The 18139-nt window shown below is 41.0% G+C and carries 20 protein-coding genes; 13 read left to right on the top strand and 7 right to left on the bottom strand.

Annotated elements, in window-relative coordinates; genetic code table 11:
- Positions 1-54: 54 nt before the first annotated feature.
- The gene (locus tag ACT3CD_RS03995; protein WP_444643165.1) at positions 55-1317 is read right to left on the bottom strand and encodes a type IX secretion system plug protein; all 1263 of its coding nucleotides are present in this window, start codon (positions 1315-1317) and stop codon (positions 55-57) included.
- Between the two features lie 185 nt (positions 1318-1502).
- Between ACT3CD_RS03995 and ACT3CD_RS03990 the strand changes: the two genes are divergently transcribed.
- The 7 genes from ACT3CD_RS03990 (at position 1503) to ACT3CD_RS03960 (ending at position 8613) form a co-directional block, all read left to right on the top strand.
- Entirely contained in the window at positions 1503-2852 is a 1350-nt protein-coding gene (locus ACT3CD_RS03990; RefSeq protein WP_444643163.1) for a Na(+)-translocating NADH-quinone reductase subunit A, read from the top strand.
- A gap of 65 nt (positions 2853-2917) precedes the next feature.
- The gene (locus ACT3CD_RS03985; RefSeq protein ID WP_444643161.1) at positions 2918-4084 is read left to right on the top strand and encodes an NADH:ubiquinone reductase (Na(+)-transporting) subunit B; all 1167 of its coding nucleotides are present in this window, start codon (positions 2918-2920) and stop codon (positions 4082-4084) included.
- A gap of 17 nt (positions 4085-4101) precedes the next feature.
- Positions 4102-4815, top strand: a complete 714-nt coding sequence (gene nqrC / locus ACT3CD_RS03980) for an NADH:ubiquinone reductase (Na(+)-transporting) subunit C (RefSeq protein ID WP_444643159.1) — start codon at positions 4102-4104, stop codon at positions 4813-4815.
- Positions 4808-5467 (top strand): NADH:ubiquinone reductase (Na(+)-transporting) subunit D, encoded by a 660-nt coding sequence (locus ACT3CD_RS03975; RefSeq protein WP_444643157.1) that lies wholly within the window; start codon positions 4808-4810, stop codon positions 5465-5467. Before nqrC ends, ACT3CD_RS03975 begins: the two co-directional genes overlap by 8 nt.
- A 21-nt stretch (positions 5468-5488) precedes the next feature.
- Positions 5489-6106: an NADH:ubiquinone reductase (Na(+)-transporting) subunit E gene (gene nqrE, locus ACT3CD_RS03970; protein ID WP_444643155.1), complete on the top strand. Its 618-nt coding sequence runs from the start codon at positions 5489-5491 to the stop codon at positions 6104-6106.
- 25 nt (positions 6107-6131) lie between these two features.
- Positions 6132-7394, top strand: a complete 1263-nt coding sequence (nqrF, locus tag ACT3CD_RS03965) for an NADH:ubiquinone reductase (Na(+)-transporting) subunit F (protein WP_444643153.1) — start codon at positions 6132-6134, stop codon at positions 7392-7394.
- Between the two features lie 178 nt (positions 7395-7572).
- Positions 7573-8613 carry an FAD:protein FMN transferase gene (locus tag ACT3CD_RS03960; protein ID WP_444643152.1) on the top strand — a complete coding sequence of 347 codons (1041 nt, stop codon included), beginning with the start codon at positions 7573-7575 and terminating at the stop codon, positions 8611-8613.
- 254 nt (positions 8614-8867) lie between these two features.
- Here the strand turns inward: ACT3CD_RS03960 and ACT3CD_RS03955 are convergent, their stop codons facing one another.
- Both ACT3CD_RS03955 and ACT3CD_RS03950 read right to left on the bottom strand, forming a co-directional pair.
- Positions 8868-9041, bottom strand: coding sequence for a hypothetical protein (locus ACT3CD_RS03955; protein WP_444643151.1), 174 nt, complete (start codon positions 9039-9041; stop codon positions 8868-8870).
- A gap of 207 nt (positions 9042-9248) precedes the next feature.
- Positions 9249-10691 carry a sodium:solute symporter gene (locus ACT3CD_RS03950; RefSeq protein WP_444643149.1) on the bottom strand — a complete coding sequence of 481 codons (1443 nt, stop codon included), beginning with the start codon at positions 10689-10691 and terminating at the stop codon, positions 9249-9251.
- A gap of 485 nt (positions 10692-11176) precedes the next feature.
- Between ACT3CD_RS03950 and recR the strand changes: the two genes are divergently transcribed.
- The 6 genes from recR to ACT3CD_RS03920 all read left to right on the top strand — a co-directional run bounded on the left by recR (position 11177) and on the right by ACT3CD_RS03920 (position 14654).
- Entirely contained in the window at positions 11177-11800 is a 624-nt protein-coding gene (gene recR, locus ACT3CD_RS03945) for a recombination mediator RecR (RefSeq protein ID WP_444643147.1), read from the top strand.
- 6 nt (positions 11801-11806) lie between these two features.
- Positions 11807-12277: a hypothetical protein gene (locus ACT3CD_RS03940; RefSeq protein WP_444643145.1), complete on the top strand. Its 471-nt coding sequence runs from the start codon at positions 11807-11809 to the stop codon at positions 12275-12277.
- 20 nt (positions 12278-12297) lie between these two features.
- Positions 12298-12738 (top strand): BT0820 family HAD-type phosphatase, encoded by a 441-nt coding sequence (locus ACT3CD_RS03935; protein ID WP_444643143.1) that lies wholly within the window; start codon positions 12298-12300, stop codon positions 12736-12738.
- A 62-nt stretch (positions 12739-12800) separates the two neighbouring features.
- Positions 12801-13379, top strand: coding sequence for a LemA family protein (locus ACT3CD_RS03930; protein ID WP_444643141.1), 579 nt, complete (start codon positions 12801-12803; stop codon positions 13377-13379).
- Positions 13380-13390: 11 nt separating this feature from the next.
- Positions 13391-13825 (top strand): TPM domain-containing protein, encoded by a 435-nt coding sequence (locus ACT3CD_RS03925; RefSeq protein WP_444643139.1) that lies wholly within the window; start codon positions 13391-13393, stop codon positions 13823-13825.
- Between the two features lie 7 nt (positions 13826-13832).
- Positions 13833-14654 (top strand): TPM domain-containing protein, encoded by an 822-nt coding sequence (locus ACT3CD_RS03920; RefSeq protein WP_444643137.1) that lies wholly within the window; start codon positions 13833-13835, stop codon positions 14652-14654.
- Between the two features lie 80 nt (positions 14655-14734).
- On the opposite strand, the gene ACT3CD_RS03915 is transcribed toward ACT3CD_RS03920, so the two are convergent.
- The 4 genes from ACT3CD_RS03915 to ACT3CD_RS03900 all read right to left on the bottom strand — a co-directional run bounded on the left by ACT3CD_RS03915 (position 14735) and on the right by ACT3CD_RS03900 (position 18112).
- Positions 14735-15487 (bottom strand): zinc ribbon domain-containing protein, encoded by a 753-nt coding sequence (locus ACT3CD_RS03915; protein ID WP_444643135.1) that lies wholly within the window; start codon positions 15485-15487, stop codon positions 14735-14737.
- Between the two features lie 4 nt (positions 15488-15491).
- Positions 15492-16589, bottom strand: a complete 1098-nt coding sequence (locus ACT3CD_RS03910; protein ID WP_444643133.1) for a Nif3-like dinuclear metal center hexameric protein — start codon at positions 16587-16589, stop codon at positions 15492-15494.
- A 105-nt stretch (positions 16590-16694) separates the two neighbouring features.
- Positions 16695-17030, bottom strand: coding sequence for a MerR family transcriptional regulator (locus tag ACT3CD_RS03905; protein WP_444643131.1), 336 nt, complete (start codon positions 17028-17030; stop codon positions 16695-16697).
- Between the two features lie 110 nt (positions 17031-17140).
- Positions 17141-18112, bottom strand: a complete 972-nt coding sequence (locus ACT3CD_RS03900; RefSeq protein ID WP_444643129.1) for a M23 family metallopeptidase — start codon at positions 18110-18112, stop codon at positions 17141-17143.
- Positions 18113-18139: the final 27 nt, after the last annotated feature.

The following is an 18139-nucleotide window of genomic DNA, read 5'->3' as shown; positions in this document are numbered from 1 at the left end:
CTGATCTTTATTTGGCACAAATTTACGTTTTTTCCGATACAAACCAATAGCTTGCTATTGCGCGTTTTCTCTGCGAAGAGTGTTTATCGATTGGGTGCCTATCAGTCGGTCACAACGATCGTTCATAGATTTATAGTAAATCAAAATCAGGTAGTCATTCTCCGTTTCCTGGAAACTGTTTTCAATCGGAAATAATTCTCCTTTGCTATTATCATCTTCTTGCACGAGGTACTGGTAATTATAATAGCCTTGTTTTAAGACCAACGTTTTTTCGTAGACGTTTTGTTGTGCATTATAGGTCATTAAAGAGTTTTCGTTCAGTTGCCAGTTGGTTAATGCCCCGTTGAGATAAATTTTTTGGGCGGGTTGAGGCCGTGCGATTTTCAGACTGAAGTGCACAAATGCATAGTCGGCCTGCAATTCATCATCGTCGTATTCAGTCACTTCAATCAGGTATTTTCCGTTAATATCCTGCTGGTAATGATAGCTGTCAGGTTGACGTGGCAGGTCGGTAAATAATGTGAAGTGATAAAACGGATCTACAAAGTCTATAGATGCTACCTGATCAGTCACAAAACGTGTACTTCGCAGGTCTGCATATCTGAATTCGTTGCCGCCTTCCATAATTACTTCGCGGTTGTAATTGAAGTCCAGTTCTTCCTTTCTTACAAATAATGGTTTTAAGCCATGGATTATATTGTCGGTGCGCCCGTTTTGAATAATGGTGGCTGAAATCTCATCCATTGGATTATTGATGTTAAAACCTTTGTGTTCTACTTTGAAATCAATTTCCTGATAGGCTTTTCTGATCGACGATTGGGCTGTGTTTAATGTCGATGAAAGGACAGTGACCACGGTTTCGGTCACCATAAATCGTTTTATTAGGACAGGTGTTGCTTCATGACCATTTTCGTAAACCGTAAGCAGATAGTTTCCCGATCGTGTTACATTGATGTTACTATTGGGGATGGTTAGCCTATAATGAATATAATCGAAGGTGGTATTAAATGAAAAATCATAATCGGTAATCGGATTTGACGGAATACCTGTGATATATTCAGTTGTCATAAGAGCAGATGCTTGCCAGTCGGCATCGCACAAAGTAATTTTATAATAGTAGTTTTTGATGCCACTGCCGGGTTCGTCAAAGGAGAGCGTTAGGGTTTGGTCGCTGTTAAGTTTGAAAATGGGGTAGGATAATACCCAGTCGTTACGATGAAATTGTACCGTTTTTAGTGCGGGGGAAATATACTCTGGAATTTGAGCTTTAATATTAGCCTGATTGATAAAAGCAATGTTAAATATTGTGAAAATCAACAAAGTGGATTTTAAGTTGTTTAAAGATAAATTTCTGTAATTGTTTAGACAGAAGAGATTAAGATTAATTCGGAGTAATTGGTATTGTTTTTTTGCTCTCATAATGAAATGGTTTCTGTTCTGCAATATAATGGAAAACTTATATTTTTATTTAATTTTGCCACAAATTAAAACACAATTCAAGTATGTCTGAGGTGATTAAAATAAAGAAAGGGCTTGATATCCCTCTTAAGGGAAAAGCCGAGAGAGTATTCGGACAAACCCAATTGCCTGGTCTATTTGCGGTTAAGCCAACTGATTTTCACGGGCTGACACCTAAGATGGCTGTAAGAGAGGGCGATCCGGTCAAGATTGGTTCTGTGCTTTTCTTCGACAAGTATCATCCTGAGATCAAGTTTGTTTCGCCTGTAAGTGGAACACTTAAAAGTGTTAACCGTGGTGAGCGTCGTATGATTCTGGAGGTGATTGTTGAGAATGACGGAAAAGATACATTTGTTGATTTTGGAAAAGCCAACCCGGCCTCCATGCAACGCGACGCTGTAATTGAGCGTCTTTTGGAAAGTGGCGCATGGCCCTATTTCCGCCAACGGCCTTATGATGTTATTGCGAATCCGCAGGATACACCTAAGGCTGTTTTTATTTCCGGCTTTGACACGGCGCCACTGGCTGTTGATACCGAATTTGCGTTGACGGGAGAGGAGGATGCTTTTAAGGCCGGACTTGAAGTGCTTAAAAAATTAGCGTCTGAAGTGCACCTCAGCTTACCTGCTAATTCCGAATCGAAGGTGTTTTCTGGTCTTGATGGTGTGGATGTGCACTTTTTTGATGGGCCGCATCCTGCCGGTAACGTTGGGGTTCAGATTCATCATATCAGCCCGATTAATAAAGGTGAAAAAGTGTGGGTTATCCTTCCTCAGGATGTGGTTTCTTTGGGTCATCTGTTCCAATCCGGTCATCACAATTTTTCAAGAGTCATTGCCGTAGCTGGTTCCGAGGTTAAGAAGCCTGCCTATTTTCGCTATCGCTTGGGAGCATCTGTCAAGGATTTGTTGAAAGGAAATGTGAATGAGGGATCGCTTCGTGTGATCAGTGGAAATGTGCTGACCGGAGAGAAAATTGCCGAGGACGGCTATCTGGGCTTTTATAATAATCTGGTGACAGTAATTCCCGAGGGCGACGACTACGAGTTATTGGGTTGGGCTATGCCCGGCTTCGGAAAGTTTAGTATGTCGCGAACTTTCTTTAGCTGGTTGTTTCGAAATAAAGAGTACCGGCTAAATGCAAATCTGCATGGCGGTTTACGTGCCATTGTTATGTCGGGACAGTATGACAAAGTGCTACCAATGGACATCCTTCCTGAGTTTCTGATTAAAGCTATTTTGACAGAAGATATTGACGAAATGGAACAATTGGGTATTTATGAAGTGGTGGAAGAAGATATTGCATTATGCGAATTTGTTGACACCTCAAAACTTGAGTTGCAATCGATTCTTCGTACGGGTATTAATGTAATGATTAAAGAGTTAGGCGCATAAATACATGAACGAAGTCCCGTTAAAGGGCTTATTGTTGAGAAACATATCAATCAAAATAATTTCTGATGAAGGCATTAAGAAAATTTCTGGATAATATAAAACCTCACGTATCAAAAGGTGGGCGTTTTGAAATGTTCCATTCGACCTTCGACGCATTTGAGTCTTTTTTGTTTGTACCTAATCATACCAGCAAAAGTGGCGTTCATGTGCGCGATTATATCGATTTGAAACGAACCATGAGTGTTGTTGTTCTGGCCCTTGTACCGGCATTGTTGTTTGGTATCTGGAACACCGGTTATCAACATTTTTTGGCGATGGGCGTAACGGCCGATTTCTGGCAGATTGTCGGTCATGGTCTTGTTAAAGTTTTACCTATCGTTATTGTATCCTATGTCACTGGACTGGGCATTGAGTTTATTTCTGCTCAGATACGTGGTCATGAGGTTAATGAAGGATTTTTAGTTTCCGGGATGCTTATTCCGTTGATACTGCCGGTTGATATCCCGTTATGGATGGTGGTTGTGGCTACGGCCTTTGCTGTTATTCTGGGGAAAGAGGTTTTTGGTGGTACGGGAATGAATATTTGGAACCCGGCTCTGTTGGCACGTGCCTTTTTGTTTTTTGCTTATCCTGCAAAAATGTCGGGTGACCTGGTTTGGATTTCCGGGCTGTCTGACATGACTAACGTTGTTGATGGCTTTTCCGGAGCCACAGCGTTGGGGGCTGCGGTGGTTGGTAATACCACCAAATTCTCATTAATGGATAGCTTTATGGGTTTTATACCCGGTTCAATTGGTGAAACCTCAACTTTGGCCATTTTGATTGGCGCGCTGATACTTATTTATACCGGTATTGGAAGTTGGAAGGTGATGGTTTCGGTGTTTGCTGGTGGTTGCCTCATGGGGTTACTGTTTAATGTACTGGGTGCCGACAGTTCAAATGGTCTGATGCATATCAGTGCTTTGCAGCACTTAACGCTGGGCGGATTTGCTTTTGGTGCTGTATTTATGGCCACCGACCCGGTATCGGCATCGAGGACAGAAACAGGCAAGTGGATTTATGGATTTTTGATTGGCGTATTTGCGATTCTTATACGTGTATTCAACCCGGCTTATCCCGAAGGTATGATGTTAGCTATTTTGTTGATGAATACCTTTGCACCGCTTATTGATTATTTTGTGGTGGGAGCCAATATCAAACGGAGACTAAAACGAGCAGTTGTTAAAGCATAAGTAAAAAGTTGACCAAAATGAACAAACAAGGAAACGCTTATACGTTCATCTATGCTTCGGTATTGGTGGTGGTGGTTGCAGCCCTTCTGGCTTTTGTGTCACAGGGACTAAAAGACCGACAACTACACAACGAAGAGGTGGCAAAAATGGTAGACATTCTGAGGTCTATCAATGTTGAGGCTTCCAGTGCAGATGCAGTGGATAAATATCAGAAGATCGTTGGAGAATCCAGCTATATCGTGAATTTTAAGGGCGAGAAAGTTGATGGGGTTGCTTTTGATGTCGATTTGGCCGAAGAAGTACGTAAACCTATCGAAGATCGTAATTACCCGGTTTACGAAGCGCATCTTGAAAACGGAGGTGTAAAATACATCCTGCAGTTAAGAGGAACAGGATTGTGGGGGCCTATTTGGGGGTACATTTCGGTGAATGACGACGGTAACACTGTTTACGGTGCTACTTTCGGACACAAAGGTGAGACCCCAGGTTTAGGTGCTGAAATTGCAAAACCGGCCTTTCAGGCTGAGTTTCCTGGGAAGCAAATCTTTGAAGATGGCAAGCTGGTTAGTATTGCCGTTGTTAAAGGGGGCGCTGCCAAAGATGCCAAACATGAAGTGGATGCTATTTCGGGTGGTACCATTACCAGTAAAGGGCTTCAAAGTATGCTTGGTGATTTTTTTAAAGGTTATGAGTCATTCTTAAAAAATATAGAAAGGGAGAGTCATGAGTAGTGAAAAAGAACCTTTGTTTTCTGCGAAGAACCTGAAATTAGTGACAGGTCCGCTGGGTTCTCAGAACCCTATAACGACACAAGTGCTGGGTATTTGTTCGGCCCTGGCGGTAACCGCCAAACTGGAGCCGGCTATAGTGATGTCTGTCTCCGTTATTTTTGTGCTGGTTTTTTCTAACATGATTGTGTCACTAATTCGGAATACCATTCCTTCGCGTATCCGGATTATTGTTCAGTTGGTTATTGTGGCCGCATTGGTTATTGTGGTTGACCAGATTCTGAAAGCTTTTGCTTACGAAGTGAGTAAGCAATTGTCGGTGTTTGTTGGCCTTATCATCACTAACTGTATCCTTATGGGACGTCTCGAGGCTTTTGCTTTAGGCAATAAACCCTGGCCTGCAGTCCTGGATGCCATAGGTAATGGTGCCGGTTACGGATTAATCCTTGTAATAGTGGCCATTGTTCGTGAGATATTTGGCGCCGGAACGCTTACCTTGCCTGGTATCGGAACTTTGCAGGTTATTCCTCAGTTCTTGTACGATCTTGGTTATGTGAATAATGGCTTGATGATTCTTCCGCCAATGGCATTGATTGTCTTGGGAATTATTATCTGGGTGCAACGTTCACGTAATAAAGAACTTATTGAATCATAAGTAATTATTAAGCTTTTCGAAATGGAAAATTTATTAAATATATTCGTTAGGTCCATTTTTATTGATAACATGATTTTTGCATACTTTCTGGGGATGTGTTCCTACCTGGCAGTATCAAAAACAGTTAAAACATCATTTGGACTGGGTATTGCAGTCGTTTTTGTATTGGGAATAACGGTCCCCGCCAACTATCTTCTCGAGAATTATGTGTTATCAGCCGGTGCTTTGTCATGGTTGGGCGAAGGATTTGCTGACATTGATCTTAGTTTTTTGAGCTTTATAATGTTTATCGCGGTGATCGCTTCTATGGTTCAGTTGGTTGAAATGATTGTTGAGAAGTTTGCTCCGGCACTTTATACTTCTCTTGGTATCTTTTTGCCTCTGATAGCTGTTAATTGTGCAATTCTTGGTGGATCCCTTTTTATGCAGGAAAGAGCATACGCAAATATTGGCGAGGCGACGGTTTTTGGACTTGGGTCAGGGATTGGCTGGTTATTGGCCATTGTCGGTATTGCTGCTATCCGTGAAAAAATTCATTATTCCAATGTGCCAGCTCCTTTGCGGGGATTAGGTATTACGTTTATTGTTACAGGAATGATGGCTATTGCTTTTATGAGCTTTATGGGTATTCAACTCTAATCAGAATCTGAAAAATCAAATAATAATGAATTTATTTCTTGCTATTCAAAGTTCAGTCATCATCGCCGCAGTGGTCGTATTCCTGCTGGTTGTGTTGGTGTTGGTGGCTGTGTTGCTATATGCCAAAAACAAACTTACGCCATCGGGGATTGTCACCATCGATATTAATGACGGTGAACGTCAGCTGGAAGTAGAGCCGGGACAGTCTCTTCTTTCTGCCTTGGGAAGCCACAAAATATTTTTACCGTCGGCTTGTGGTGGAGGGGGTACTTGTGGAATGTGCCGCTGCCAGGTGCCCGATGGAGCTGGTTCAATTCTGCCTACTGAAACAGGTTTTTTTACCCGTAAGGAGCAGGCTGCTGATTGGCGTCTGGCGTGTCAGGTTAAAGTACGTGAAGATATTCACATGCAGATACCTAAGGCTATTTTAGGTATTAAGAAGTGGGAGTGTACGGTTAAATCCAATCACAATGTGGCTACTTTTATTAAAGAATTTGTGGTCAAATTGCCAGAGGGCGAACACCTTGACTTCCGTTCCGGTGGTTATATTCAAATTGATGTGCCTAAGATTGATGTGGATTTTAAAGACATGGATATCGATGAGAAATTCCGTGGCGACTGGGAGAAATTCCACATGTTTGATCTGAAAATGGAAAATCCGGAGCCTACTTTCCGCGCTTATTCAATGGCAAACCACCCTGCCGAAGGTGATATCGTTATGTTGAACATACGTATTGCAACGCCACCTTTCGATCGTGTTAACGGCGGCTTTATGAAGATGAACCCCGGTATCTGTTCTTCTTATATTTTCTCACGTAAACCTGGCGATAAGGTGACCATATCCGGCCCTTATGGTGAGTTTTTCCTGAAAGAAACGGATCGTGAGATGATGTTTATTGGTGGTGGTGCCGGTATGGCTCCTATGCGTTCGCATATTTTCCATTTGTTTCAGACTCTGAAAACGGGCCGTAAGGTTACTTTTTGGTATGGCGCGCGTTCAAGAAAGGAAATTTTTTATGAAGAACATTTCCGTGCCATCGAAAAGGAATTTCCAAACTTTAAGTTCACCATTGGTTTGTCGGAACCGCAGAAGGAAGATAATTGGGACGGACCTGTTGGATTTATCCATCAGGTGATTTTTGATAATTATCTTAAAACACACGAAGAACCTGAAGAAATAGAGTATTACCTTTGCGGACCGCCGATGATGAACTCGGCTGTTAACAAAATGCTTTATGATTTGGGTGTGCCCGATGAAATGATCGCATATGACGATTTTGGTTCCTAATTAATTTCATATATTTTTAAAAGGCGCAGATGTATTTCCAATGGAAGTTTCTGCGCCTTTTTCAATATTTTTTGTTTGTATTATGAAGTTTATATTTAGTGTCAGCAAGAAAATTCAAGCCCTTGATAAGCACTGCTCAAATTCAAGGCTTGCGAAGTCCAAAACAAATGAGTTTACCATGGTAAATGACTATTCAGGGGACAAGCCTAAAGCAGAAGTTGGATTTTTTTTGCAGGGTCTGCTTAAATTATCGGTTCTCGTTTTGATCGTTGTCACTTCGGGTTGTCAACAAACTAAATATCAATATAACGAAGGCTGGGTGTTTGGAACCTCATATCATATTGTTTATAATTCTAAAGTGGATTTAGAGCCTCGAATAAGGGTTCTGATGGACTCTTTCTCGCATTCCTTATCCACCTTCGACACCTCGTCTGTTATTTCAAAAATCAATAGGAATACTTCGTTTCAGACCGATTCATTTTTTAGGACGGTCTTTAATCGTGCCCAACAAATCTCAATTGAAACAGGAGGTGCTTTTGATATGACGGTGGCTCCTTTGGTTAATGCATGGGGGTTTGGGTTTTCAAAGCAGCATGAAGTGGATACCCTTTTGATCGATTCTTTGCTTCGAAATGTGGGGATGGCGAAAGTCTCGATGGTCAATGGCATTATTCAGAAGAAGGATGTTGGTGTAATGCTTGATGCCAGTGCTATTGCAAAAGGATATGCGGTGGATGTTGTGGCGTCTTTTTTAGCAGGTGCAGGTGTTGAAAATTATATGGTGGAAATTGGTGGTGAAATTGTCACAGCAGGTGTCAACCCTAAAGGTCTCGTATGGCAGTTGGGTATTGATAAACCCATCGACGATCCTGCGGTTTCGGAAAGAGAGATGGAGATGATTATAGGTTTGTCGGGTAAGGCATTGGCAACCAGTGGTAATTATCGCAATTTTTATATTAAGGATGGTAAAAAATATGCGCACACCATTAATCCTAAAAATGGACGGCCTGTTCAGCACAATTTGCTGAGTGCTTCAATTCTTGCCAACGATTGCCTGACGGCCGATGCTTTTGCAACTGCATGTATGGTAATGGGACTTGATAGCAGTTTGACGCTGATTGAATCGCATCCCGGGTTGGAGGCCTGTTTTATTTATCACACCGATTCAGGTGATCAGGTCACCATGACTGATGGGTTTAAAAAGATTGTCCGTAAATAACAAATCAGAGGCTTCTTGATTGTTTTTTGTTTGAGGCGGTCTTTTCTTGCAATCACTGGTTATTGTACGGCCATAAAGTCGGGCGTTTGAGCTGTAGAGATTGCATGCAATGCCTGCGCCCAGTGAGCAAAATGTGAGATTGCTTCTGTAAATGACTGTTTTTTATTGTAAGTATGAGACACAACGTAGCACTTTACAGATAAGCTTAATTAAGGCTCAGAGAGACTAATTAAGCCATGATTAGTAGTGCCTGACTATTTCTCCTCAACACTACATGACGATTGTGAGATGCATCCACAGCCACTATTTCCACTGCTACAGGTGGTCAGCTGTGCGTCTTTTTTGAAGAAAGTTTTTATGGCTAACCCGATAAAAGCCAATAAAATGAAAAATACGGATAATCCCAGTATTATCAGGAATTGTGTCATAATAGTTGTTTTTTATGTCTTACAAATTTAATGGTTTTCTATTTAGGATGCAAATGTCTTAAATAGAATCAACCCAGAAATTTTTCCTTTATTACTCTTACTTTCAAAATGGTCTATTACTGCGGTAAACCCATTTTTTCAAGCTTTGAATGGATTAAAAATAAAATTTAATTTTGTCACAACAATTATTGGGCAGTACAAAAAATATTAAGCTCTTTTTTTTATTAACAATAGCATTGTAAATGTTATTAAGCCATTAAGTATTAGTTTTTCATAGCCAAACGAAAACCCAAACCAGTTTTGTGCATTGTAGTCGAGAACGCCGGTTATGAGGGGTGGTATAATGACAACCAGAGGTACCCATTTGTCCTTAATCTGAAATTTGGTAAAAAGACCAAAGGCAAATAGTCCGAGCAATGGTCCGTAGGTGTATCCAGCCAGAATATATATGGTGTCGATGATGGAATCTCGGTTAAGCATCCGGAATACGATGATAATGATGCCTATTAAAAGTGAAAAACCAATATGAACTTTGTATCTGGTTCTGCGGGCTTGTTTCTCAGTCATTTTGGCGACTTTCAAAATGTCCAGCGAAAAGGAGGTGGTAAGCGAGGTCAAGGCAGAATCGGCACTGGAATAGGCTGCAGCGACCAGCCCGAGAATAAAAAAGACGCTGACACTGGCCGGTAGGTAGCCATTTAGTGCTAGTGTCGGATATAGATCATCGGCCCGTGCCGGCATTTCCATTCCTATGTGTGCCGCATAAATAAACAACAAAGCACCCAGGCTTAGAAATAACAAATTGACCGGCAAAAAAGCGAAGCCATACCAATACATGTTTTTTTTCGCTTCTTTGAGGTTTTTACAGGTTAGGTTTTTTTGCATCATATCCTGGTCTAACCCTGTCATCACAATGGTTGTGAACATCCCTGCAAAAAATTGTTTCAGAAAGTGATTGGGGGCTGCCCAGTCATCCCAGATCCATATTTTGGAGTAGCCGCTTTCTGAAATGGTTGATACCAGCTCTTTGAAATTTAGATTTAGTTCCCCGGCAATATAAAAAATGGTAACAACAACTGCGGTTATTAGTAATACTGTTTGTAAAGTGTCGGTCCAGATAATGGTTTTTATTCCGCTGCGAAATGTGTATAACCAAATTAAGATGATGGTGGCAAATACGGTTACAACAAATGGAATATTAAACGCATCTGCGACTGCGAGTTGCAGAACGCTGGCCATTAGATAAAGTCGGGCTGAAGCGCCAATTGTGCGCGATACGATGAATAACAGCGAGCCGGATTGGTAGGTCCATTCCCCAAAACGATTTTCAAGATAGGTATATATCGATGTAAGATTTAACCGGTAGTATAAAGGAAGCAGTAGGTTTGCAATCACAAAATATCCAAGAGCAAAGCCCAGAACCATTTGCAGATAGGTGAATTGTGAGGCGTTCACCCATCCGGGAACTGAGATGAAGGTGACGCCGGATAATGATGCCCCTATCATGCCAATTGATACCACATACCAGGGCGATTTACGGTTACCGGTAAAGAACGTCTCATTGTCTGATTTCCGACCTGTTAGCAGTGAAATGATAATTAGAATTAAAAAGTACCCGGTGATAAGGAGGCCTATATCGGTTGCATTCATCTTTTTTTTACAAATAAACAAAAAACAGTCATGGGTTCAAAAAGGTATTTTATGGGCTGAGCGTCTAATTTTGTTACCTTTGTGTGTCGTTATTATCGTAATAATAAGCGGTTTAGTGAGTCGAATGATTTGAGCATTAGTCTGATGCAACGGTGAGCTGTGGGTTTTGAATTTAGTATTTGTCAGAAAACGTTTGTGGCAGATAAGAAATCATCATTTTTGAAGACTGCGAAGTTCGGGAGATGTGATTTCTCGGGGAGGAGCTAATTTTAAAGCAAGCGTCAGAAAAAAAATGAATTTTTTTGCTGACACTATTTCTGAGCTCTTTTTTCAATTTAGTTAAGTGTTGGACTAGGTTTTGTTGTAATAATTTCGGCTTCTGAAGATGAGTCCTGTAAGGCGTCTCATATTTTCAGATTGCTTACAGTAGCAACAGACCGTCGATGTTAATTTAATGGGGTATTATTAAAACAATCTTTGTCAGGATGAACAATAATTCAAAATATCCATCCTTATTGCTCGAGAATGCAGTGAATGAGTTGTCATGGCTGCCGGGCGTCGGTCGGAAAACAGCGCTTCGGCTGGCGTTGTTTCTGTTGAAACAGGAAAAGGATGATGTAAGGCGTTTCGCTGAAACTATTCGTGCTTTACGTGATGAAATTCGTTATTGTAGTGTTTGTTATAATATATCAGATGAGGCGGTGTGTGAGATATGTTCCAATCCCCGGCGTGATCATTCCGTTGTTTGTGTGGTTGAAAGTATACGCGATGTGATGGCCATAGAAAATACGCAGCAGTATTCAGGGATCTATCATGTGCTGGGCGGAATTATTTCACCCATGGATGGGGTTGGTCCCGATGATTTAACCATAATGCCGTTGGTTGATAAAGTACGACGTGGAGAAGTCAAAGAGGTTATTTTTGCGTTGAGTGCAACCATGGAAGGCGATACGACTAATTTTTATATTTTTAGGAAAATAAAGGAATACGATGTGTCGGTAACAACGATTGCCCGTGGGGTAGCTGTGGGGGATGAGTTGGAGTATGCCGATGAAGTGACGTTGGGCCGTTCGCTGGTAAACCGGCTTCCATTTGAAAAAACACTTTGATAAGATATGGAACATAAAATTTTTAAACAGATACAACTTTTCTTTTGGTTGGTTTTTGCGGCATTGATTAGTTTTTCGGTTGTAACTTTTGCGGTGGCTCCAATGGTCAGCCAGTTTTTTAACTGGACCGCTCAGGAGGTTATTAATTTTAAATCGATTATAATTTTGCTATCGCTGGCCGGTATTCCTGCTGCTTTTGTGCTTCATAGCAAGCGGGTGAAACGCATATCGGCATCATTGCCGCTGCACGATCGTTTGCGACAATATCGGGCAGGGTTTTATATTAAAATTATAACTTTCGAAGCCTTAGCGGTGTTGTCTTTATTGGGATATTTGGTTACCTTTCAACAAACATTTCTGATTATGTCGGGTTTGTTGGGTATTGCTTTTTTAATTAATATTCCCGTGAAGGGACGGATACTTGAGGAGCTTGAGCCTGAAGCGTCCGACGAGCGGGAGGCAGATAAAGATGATTAAAAAAATTTAGCCTCATTTATATGATTATTGCGGTTGATTTTGACGGAACCATTGTTGAACATAAATACCCTGCTATTGGGAAAGAACGTTACTTTGCGTTCGAAACACTGAAGATGTTAGAGCGTGACGGGCATCAGTTGATTTTGTGGACCTATCGTGAAGGTGATTTGTTACGCGATGCAGTGGATTTTTGTAAGGCTCATGGCGTGACATTTTATGCCATAAACAGTAGTTATCCCGGCGAAGAATTGACCAATGGTGAAAGTCGTAAAATACATGCTGATATTTTTATCGATGATCGGAATATTGGCGGTATTCCTGGCTGGGGCGAAATTTATCAGATGATAAACCCGGGTGCTTCAGCGGGTGCTCATTTCGATTATCTGGACAGATATGAAAAGGGCAGAACAAGTTTTATTTGTCGTTGGGTTAGACGTTTATTTTGTAATGAATCGTTGTAATTTTGTATTAAAAATATTGTAATTTTTTTTTTGAGTAAGTAGATTTTTAAATGAGGATAACTATGAAATTAATAAGATTTTTTTTGCTGGCCGTAGTATTTATGCCATTTTTAAGCAGCTGTAGCTACAATACAATCATCGAAAAGCAGGAATCGGTGAATGCCCAGTGGGCTCAGGTTGAGAATGTGTACCAGCGACGGGCCGATTTGATTCCCAACCTGGTGAATACCGTTAAGGGATATGCTGCTCACGAACAGGAAACGCTTGAAGGGGTTATTGAGGCACGCAGCAAAGCTACCAGTGTAAATGTGAATCCCGGAGAGATGAGTGCTTCCGGTTTACAACAATTTCAGAAAGCCCAGGAAGGGTTGTCTTCTGCATTGTCGCGATTAATGGTGGTGGTAGAGCGTTATCCGGATTTAAAGGCCAATGAAAATTTCCGTGATTTGCAGGCGCAGCTTGAAGGTACTGAAAACCGAATATCGGTGGAGCGAATGAAGTTTAATGAAGCAACGCGTGATTATAACACCTATATTGCTAAGTTTCCGCGTAATATTATTGCATCAGTATTCTCATTCGAGAAAAAACCTTATTTTGAAGCTGCTGCCGGAGCTGCCGAAGCGCCTAAAGTAGAATTCTAAACTTTATAGTAATGTCTAAAACTGTTTTTTCCAAAGAAGATCGTAAGCGGCTGGTCGAAGCTATTCGTAAGGCCGAAAAAAATACATCAGGTGAAATCCGCGTCCATTTAGATAATAAATGTCCTGAAGAGTTGATGGATCGGGCCGCATTCATTTTTGAGGAATTGAAAATGCATAAAACAAAGCTTCGTAACGGGGTCTTGTTTTATCTCGCCATAGAAGATCGTTTGTTTGCTATTTTAGGTGATGCGGGTATTAACCAAAAGGTTCCGGAAGGATTCTGGGATGAGATAAAGAGTGAAATGTTGGTTTTATTGAAAAGTAATGATCCGGTGGGAGCACTCGAAAAGGGTATTTTAATGGCCGGTGAGCAGTTAAAAGCGCATTTTCCTTATCAAAGCGATGATGTGAATGAATTATCAGATGAAATTTCAATAGGTAAATAGTTGTTTTATGAAATTGGCACTCAGTTCAGAAATAAGAAAATTTTTGGTGGTCGTGATTGCTGTTATGGCGTCAACTCTTTTAGCCCAGGGCAATGATTTGCCTCAGCGTCCATCGCCTCCACATTTAGTGAATGATATGGCCGGGGTGTTTACCGCCAGTGATGTCAATGATCTGGAGCGAGCTTTGGTAGACTTTAATAACACAACGTCCACTCAAATTGCCGTTGTGACGATTGCCGATTTGAAGGGGTATGATGCGGGTGATTTTGCTTTCAGACTGGCCGAAGAGTGGGGAGTTGGACAAAAGGGCCGCAACAATGGGATTTTGATTCTTATAAAACCTAAAACGGCCGATTCGCAGGGGCAGGCTTATATTGCCACCGGGTATGGCTTGGAAGGGATTGTGCCCGACGCAGTGGCGCGGCGAATTGTCGATAACGAAATGATACCTAATTTTAAGTCCGGTCAATACTTCTCTGGTGTTGTAGCAGGTGTCAAAGTTTTGATGGAACTGACCCGTGGCGAATACACGGCCGATGCTTATGTTGAGCGCACATCCAACAGAGTTAGCAATATGGCAGCTATCTTAGTATTGATAATTGTTATTATTTTGTTATCATTATCAAGGCGAGCCGACAAGATTCGTTCGTCATCGGTTGGTAGCAGCTTGCCATTTTGGGTAATGTTGTCCATGATGGGATCAGGCGCCGGACGACACGGTGGTCACTATGGTAATTTTACCTCCGGAGGGGGTGGTTTTGGTGGTGGCGGCTTTGGTGGTTTTGGAGGCGGTAGCTTTGGTGGTGGCGGTGCCGGCGGTAGCTGGTAATCGATTCAATATATGTTATACAAAAAAGCCGTAAATCATAAATAATGATTTACGGCTTTCTTATATCGTGCAATTGTTTGTTACATTTGGTTGTCCACAAGGATACGACCGCAGTATTCACAAACAATAATTTTTTTCCGAAGCTGAATATCCAATTGACGTTGTGGTGGAATTTTGTTGAAACAACCACCGCAGGCATCACGTTCTACAGTTACAACAGCCAGCCCGTTTCGTGCATTTTTACGAATACGTTTAAATGCAGTTAGTAAGCGGTCGTTAATTCTGGTTTCAATTTCTTTGGCTTTGCTTTTCAATCGTTCTTCCTCGGTTTGCGTCTCAGAAACAATTTCGTTGAGCTCTGACTTTTTGCTGTCCAAATCGGCCTTTCGTTCTTCCAGAAGTTTCTTAGAATCTTCAATAACCACTTTCTTGGTTTTTTCTTCTTCTGTGAATTCCTTTATACGCTTGTTGCATAATTCGATTTCCAAACGCTGAAATTCAATTTCTTTGGTCAACGAATCATACTCGCGATTATTACGAACATTGGATTGCTGAGCTTCATACTTTTTAATCAGCAATTCGGCATCATTAATCTCATTCTTTTTGGCCAGAATATTGTCACTAATGCCCTTGATCTCGGTTTCGAGGTTGGTCAGACGGGTCTCTAATCCTTCAATTTCGTCTTCCAGATCCTGTACTTCCAAAGGCAACTCGCCTCTAAGGGTTTTTATTTTGTCTATTTCAGAAACGACCTTCTGTAAATCGTATAGTGCATGAAGTCTGTCTTCAACAGACGTTTCGTTTGCACTTGCTTTTGAATCCAATGTTGCCATTCTGCTAATAATATTTAATAGGATTGCTATTTACTTTCGATAAACGGATTGCAAAATTAGGGAATTTTTTTGTAAGTAGCTCTAAAAAAAGTCCTTTTATAAATTGTTCGCTTTCATAATGTCCGATATCGGCTATCATAATTTTTTCTTGTGCGTCGAAGAACTGATGATATTTGAAATCTCCGGTAATATATATTTGTGCTCCGGAAGCGATGGCCTGACTGGTTAAAGAGCTTCCGCTTCCGCCACAAAGGGCTACTATTTTTATTGCTTTTTCAAGGTGTTTGGTATGTCTGATGCATTCTGTTTGAGTTGTTTTTTTTAGGTGGTTGAGGAAAATGTCAGGCTGCATAGCTGATGGGAGTTCACCCACAATTCCCAGACCTGTGTTATCCCATTCGTTGTTGAGCGGATAGAGGTCGTATGCTGGTTCTTCGTATGGATGATTGATGATGAGTGTTTTGACGACCTGCTGTTGAATGAATGCAGGAAGTATTGTTTCAATACGCACTTCTGGTTCGGTATGTAATTCTCCCGGTTGACCGACAAATGGTTTTGTCGTTTTATCGCCTCTGAATGTTCCCGTTCCATTCAGATTATAGCTGCAACAATCATAGTTGCCAATATGACCTGCCCCGGCATCAAAAATAGCCTGACGTACATGTTCGGCTTGTGCCTGAGGAACAAATGTGACCAGCTTTACCAATTGCTGTTTCATGGGCGACAGAACGCGTTGGTTGATGAGCCCTATTTTGTTGGCTAATACACCACTTACACCATTCTTTACACTGTCAATGTTGGTATGTGCCGAATAGATTGATAAATCGTTTTTTATGGCTCGTATGATGATTTGTTCTGCCAGGGTGTTTCCAGTAAATTTTTTGAGCCCCGATAATGTCAGCGGATGATGTGCAATAATCAGGTTGCAATTATTTTTCAGGGCTTCGTCGAGCACTTCAGGGTTGACGTCGAGGGTGATTATTACACCGGTTACTTCATTGTTCTTATTTCCGGTTTGCAGGCCACAATTGTCATAGCTTTCCTGCAGAGACAGTGGGGCGAAAGCTTCGATAACCGATATGAATTCCTTAACCGTTGGCATAATTTGTGGCAATATTGTTTAAACAGGAAATTAATTTTCTGTTTTTTATGAAATTAGGAAGAGGTGTTAAGTAGCTGGTTGTAACCAGTAGTATTTTGAACCAGCTTAAATGTTTTCTTTTATTTCAACCAGTGTTTCTCTTATTTCTTTCAGTCGTTTCACAACCTCAAAGTTATTGATGGTATCTTCCTTGTTTTCTTTCATTTTTTTTTCAGCCCCTTTTAGGGTTAGTCCTTTTTCTTTGACCAGATGGTAGATAAGATGAAAGTTTTCGATATCTTCAGGTGTGAATAACCGATTCCCTTTTTTGTTTTTGTGGGGTTTAATAATTTCAAATTCTTTTTCCCAAAAACGGATTAATGAGGTGTTGACATTAAACATTCGGGCTACCTCACCAATTGTGTAGTAGAGTTTTTCAATTTTTGGTTCTTTATAAGGCATGGCTTCAGCAATTGAATCAAGACAATATTTTTTGGAATAATAGTTTGTTCCAAAGGACCGTGTGCAATTTTATATTTTTCCTGAAAGAGACAAATGCGATGCCGCTTTCATTAATCGAAAGTGCGATTGCTGTTTGATGAAATATGAATCATTTCTTCGTACTGCTCGGTGGTTAAATCCTGAAAGAAATAGTGTGTTGGGTTAACCGGTTTATTTTTGATACGCACTTCATAATGAAGATGTGGCCCGGTTGATTTGCCGGTATTTCCAACATAACCAATCACGTCGCCGCGTTTCACTTTTTGACCTTGCTTCACATTAAATTTACTCATGTGGGCGTAAACGGTCATGTATCCAAATCCGTGGTCAATTCTGAGATATTTGCCATAACCAATTGTTGAAGCCCTCATCATTGTTACCACACCATCGCCGGTCGCATATATTTCAGTTCCCTCCGGAGCCGAAAAGTCTAACCCTTCGTGGAATCGTTGTGTTTTATAGATGGGATCGGTGCGCCAGCCAAAACCGGAGGCGGTGCGTCGAAGATCTTTATTTGAAATGGGTTGTATGGCCGGAATGCAACTAAGCATTTCTTCTTTTCGTTTGGTTAAATCAATTATTTCGTCAAACGATTTGGATTGAACATAAAGTCGTTTCATCACCCCGTCCAGTTTTTTGGCGGTTTTAATAACCAACTCAGCATTGTCCATATCTTCCAGGTATTTGTATCGGTTCACACCGCCAAACCCGGCCTGCCTCACTGCGTTAGGAATCGAATCTGCATTAAAAATCACGCGGTATACATTTTCGTCGCGCATTTGTATGTCATCTAACACCGTTTGAACCTGATCTAATTTCGACGCCATAATTTCATAGTGCGAAAGCAGTCGTGAATTTTCTCTTTCAAGTTTTATTTCCCGCGGACTGTCAATTAAATAGACGTAGGCAAAAAAGTACCCAAAGCCTAAAACCGCACTAAATAATGAGTAAGTAAATATTTTGGATAAATAATACCTGAACCCTGTCTCTATACGATCGTAACTTAGCGTCTCAGGATTGTATCTGTATTTAACTTTCGACATGCTTTTTGAAATTTGTTGCTAAAATAG

The sequence above is a fragment of the Geofilum sp. OHC36d9 genome (genome assembly GCF_052400685.1).
GTDB lineage: Bacteria > Bacteroidota > Bacteroidia > Bacteroidales > Marinilabiliaceae > CAZHHH01.
Note: the sequence above shows the minus strand (reverse complement) of the source record. Positions and strands in the feature narration are given on the sequence as shown.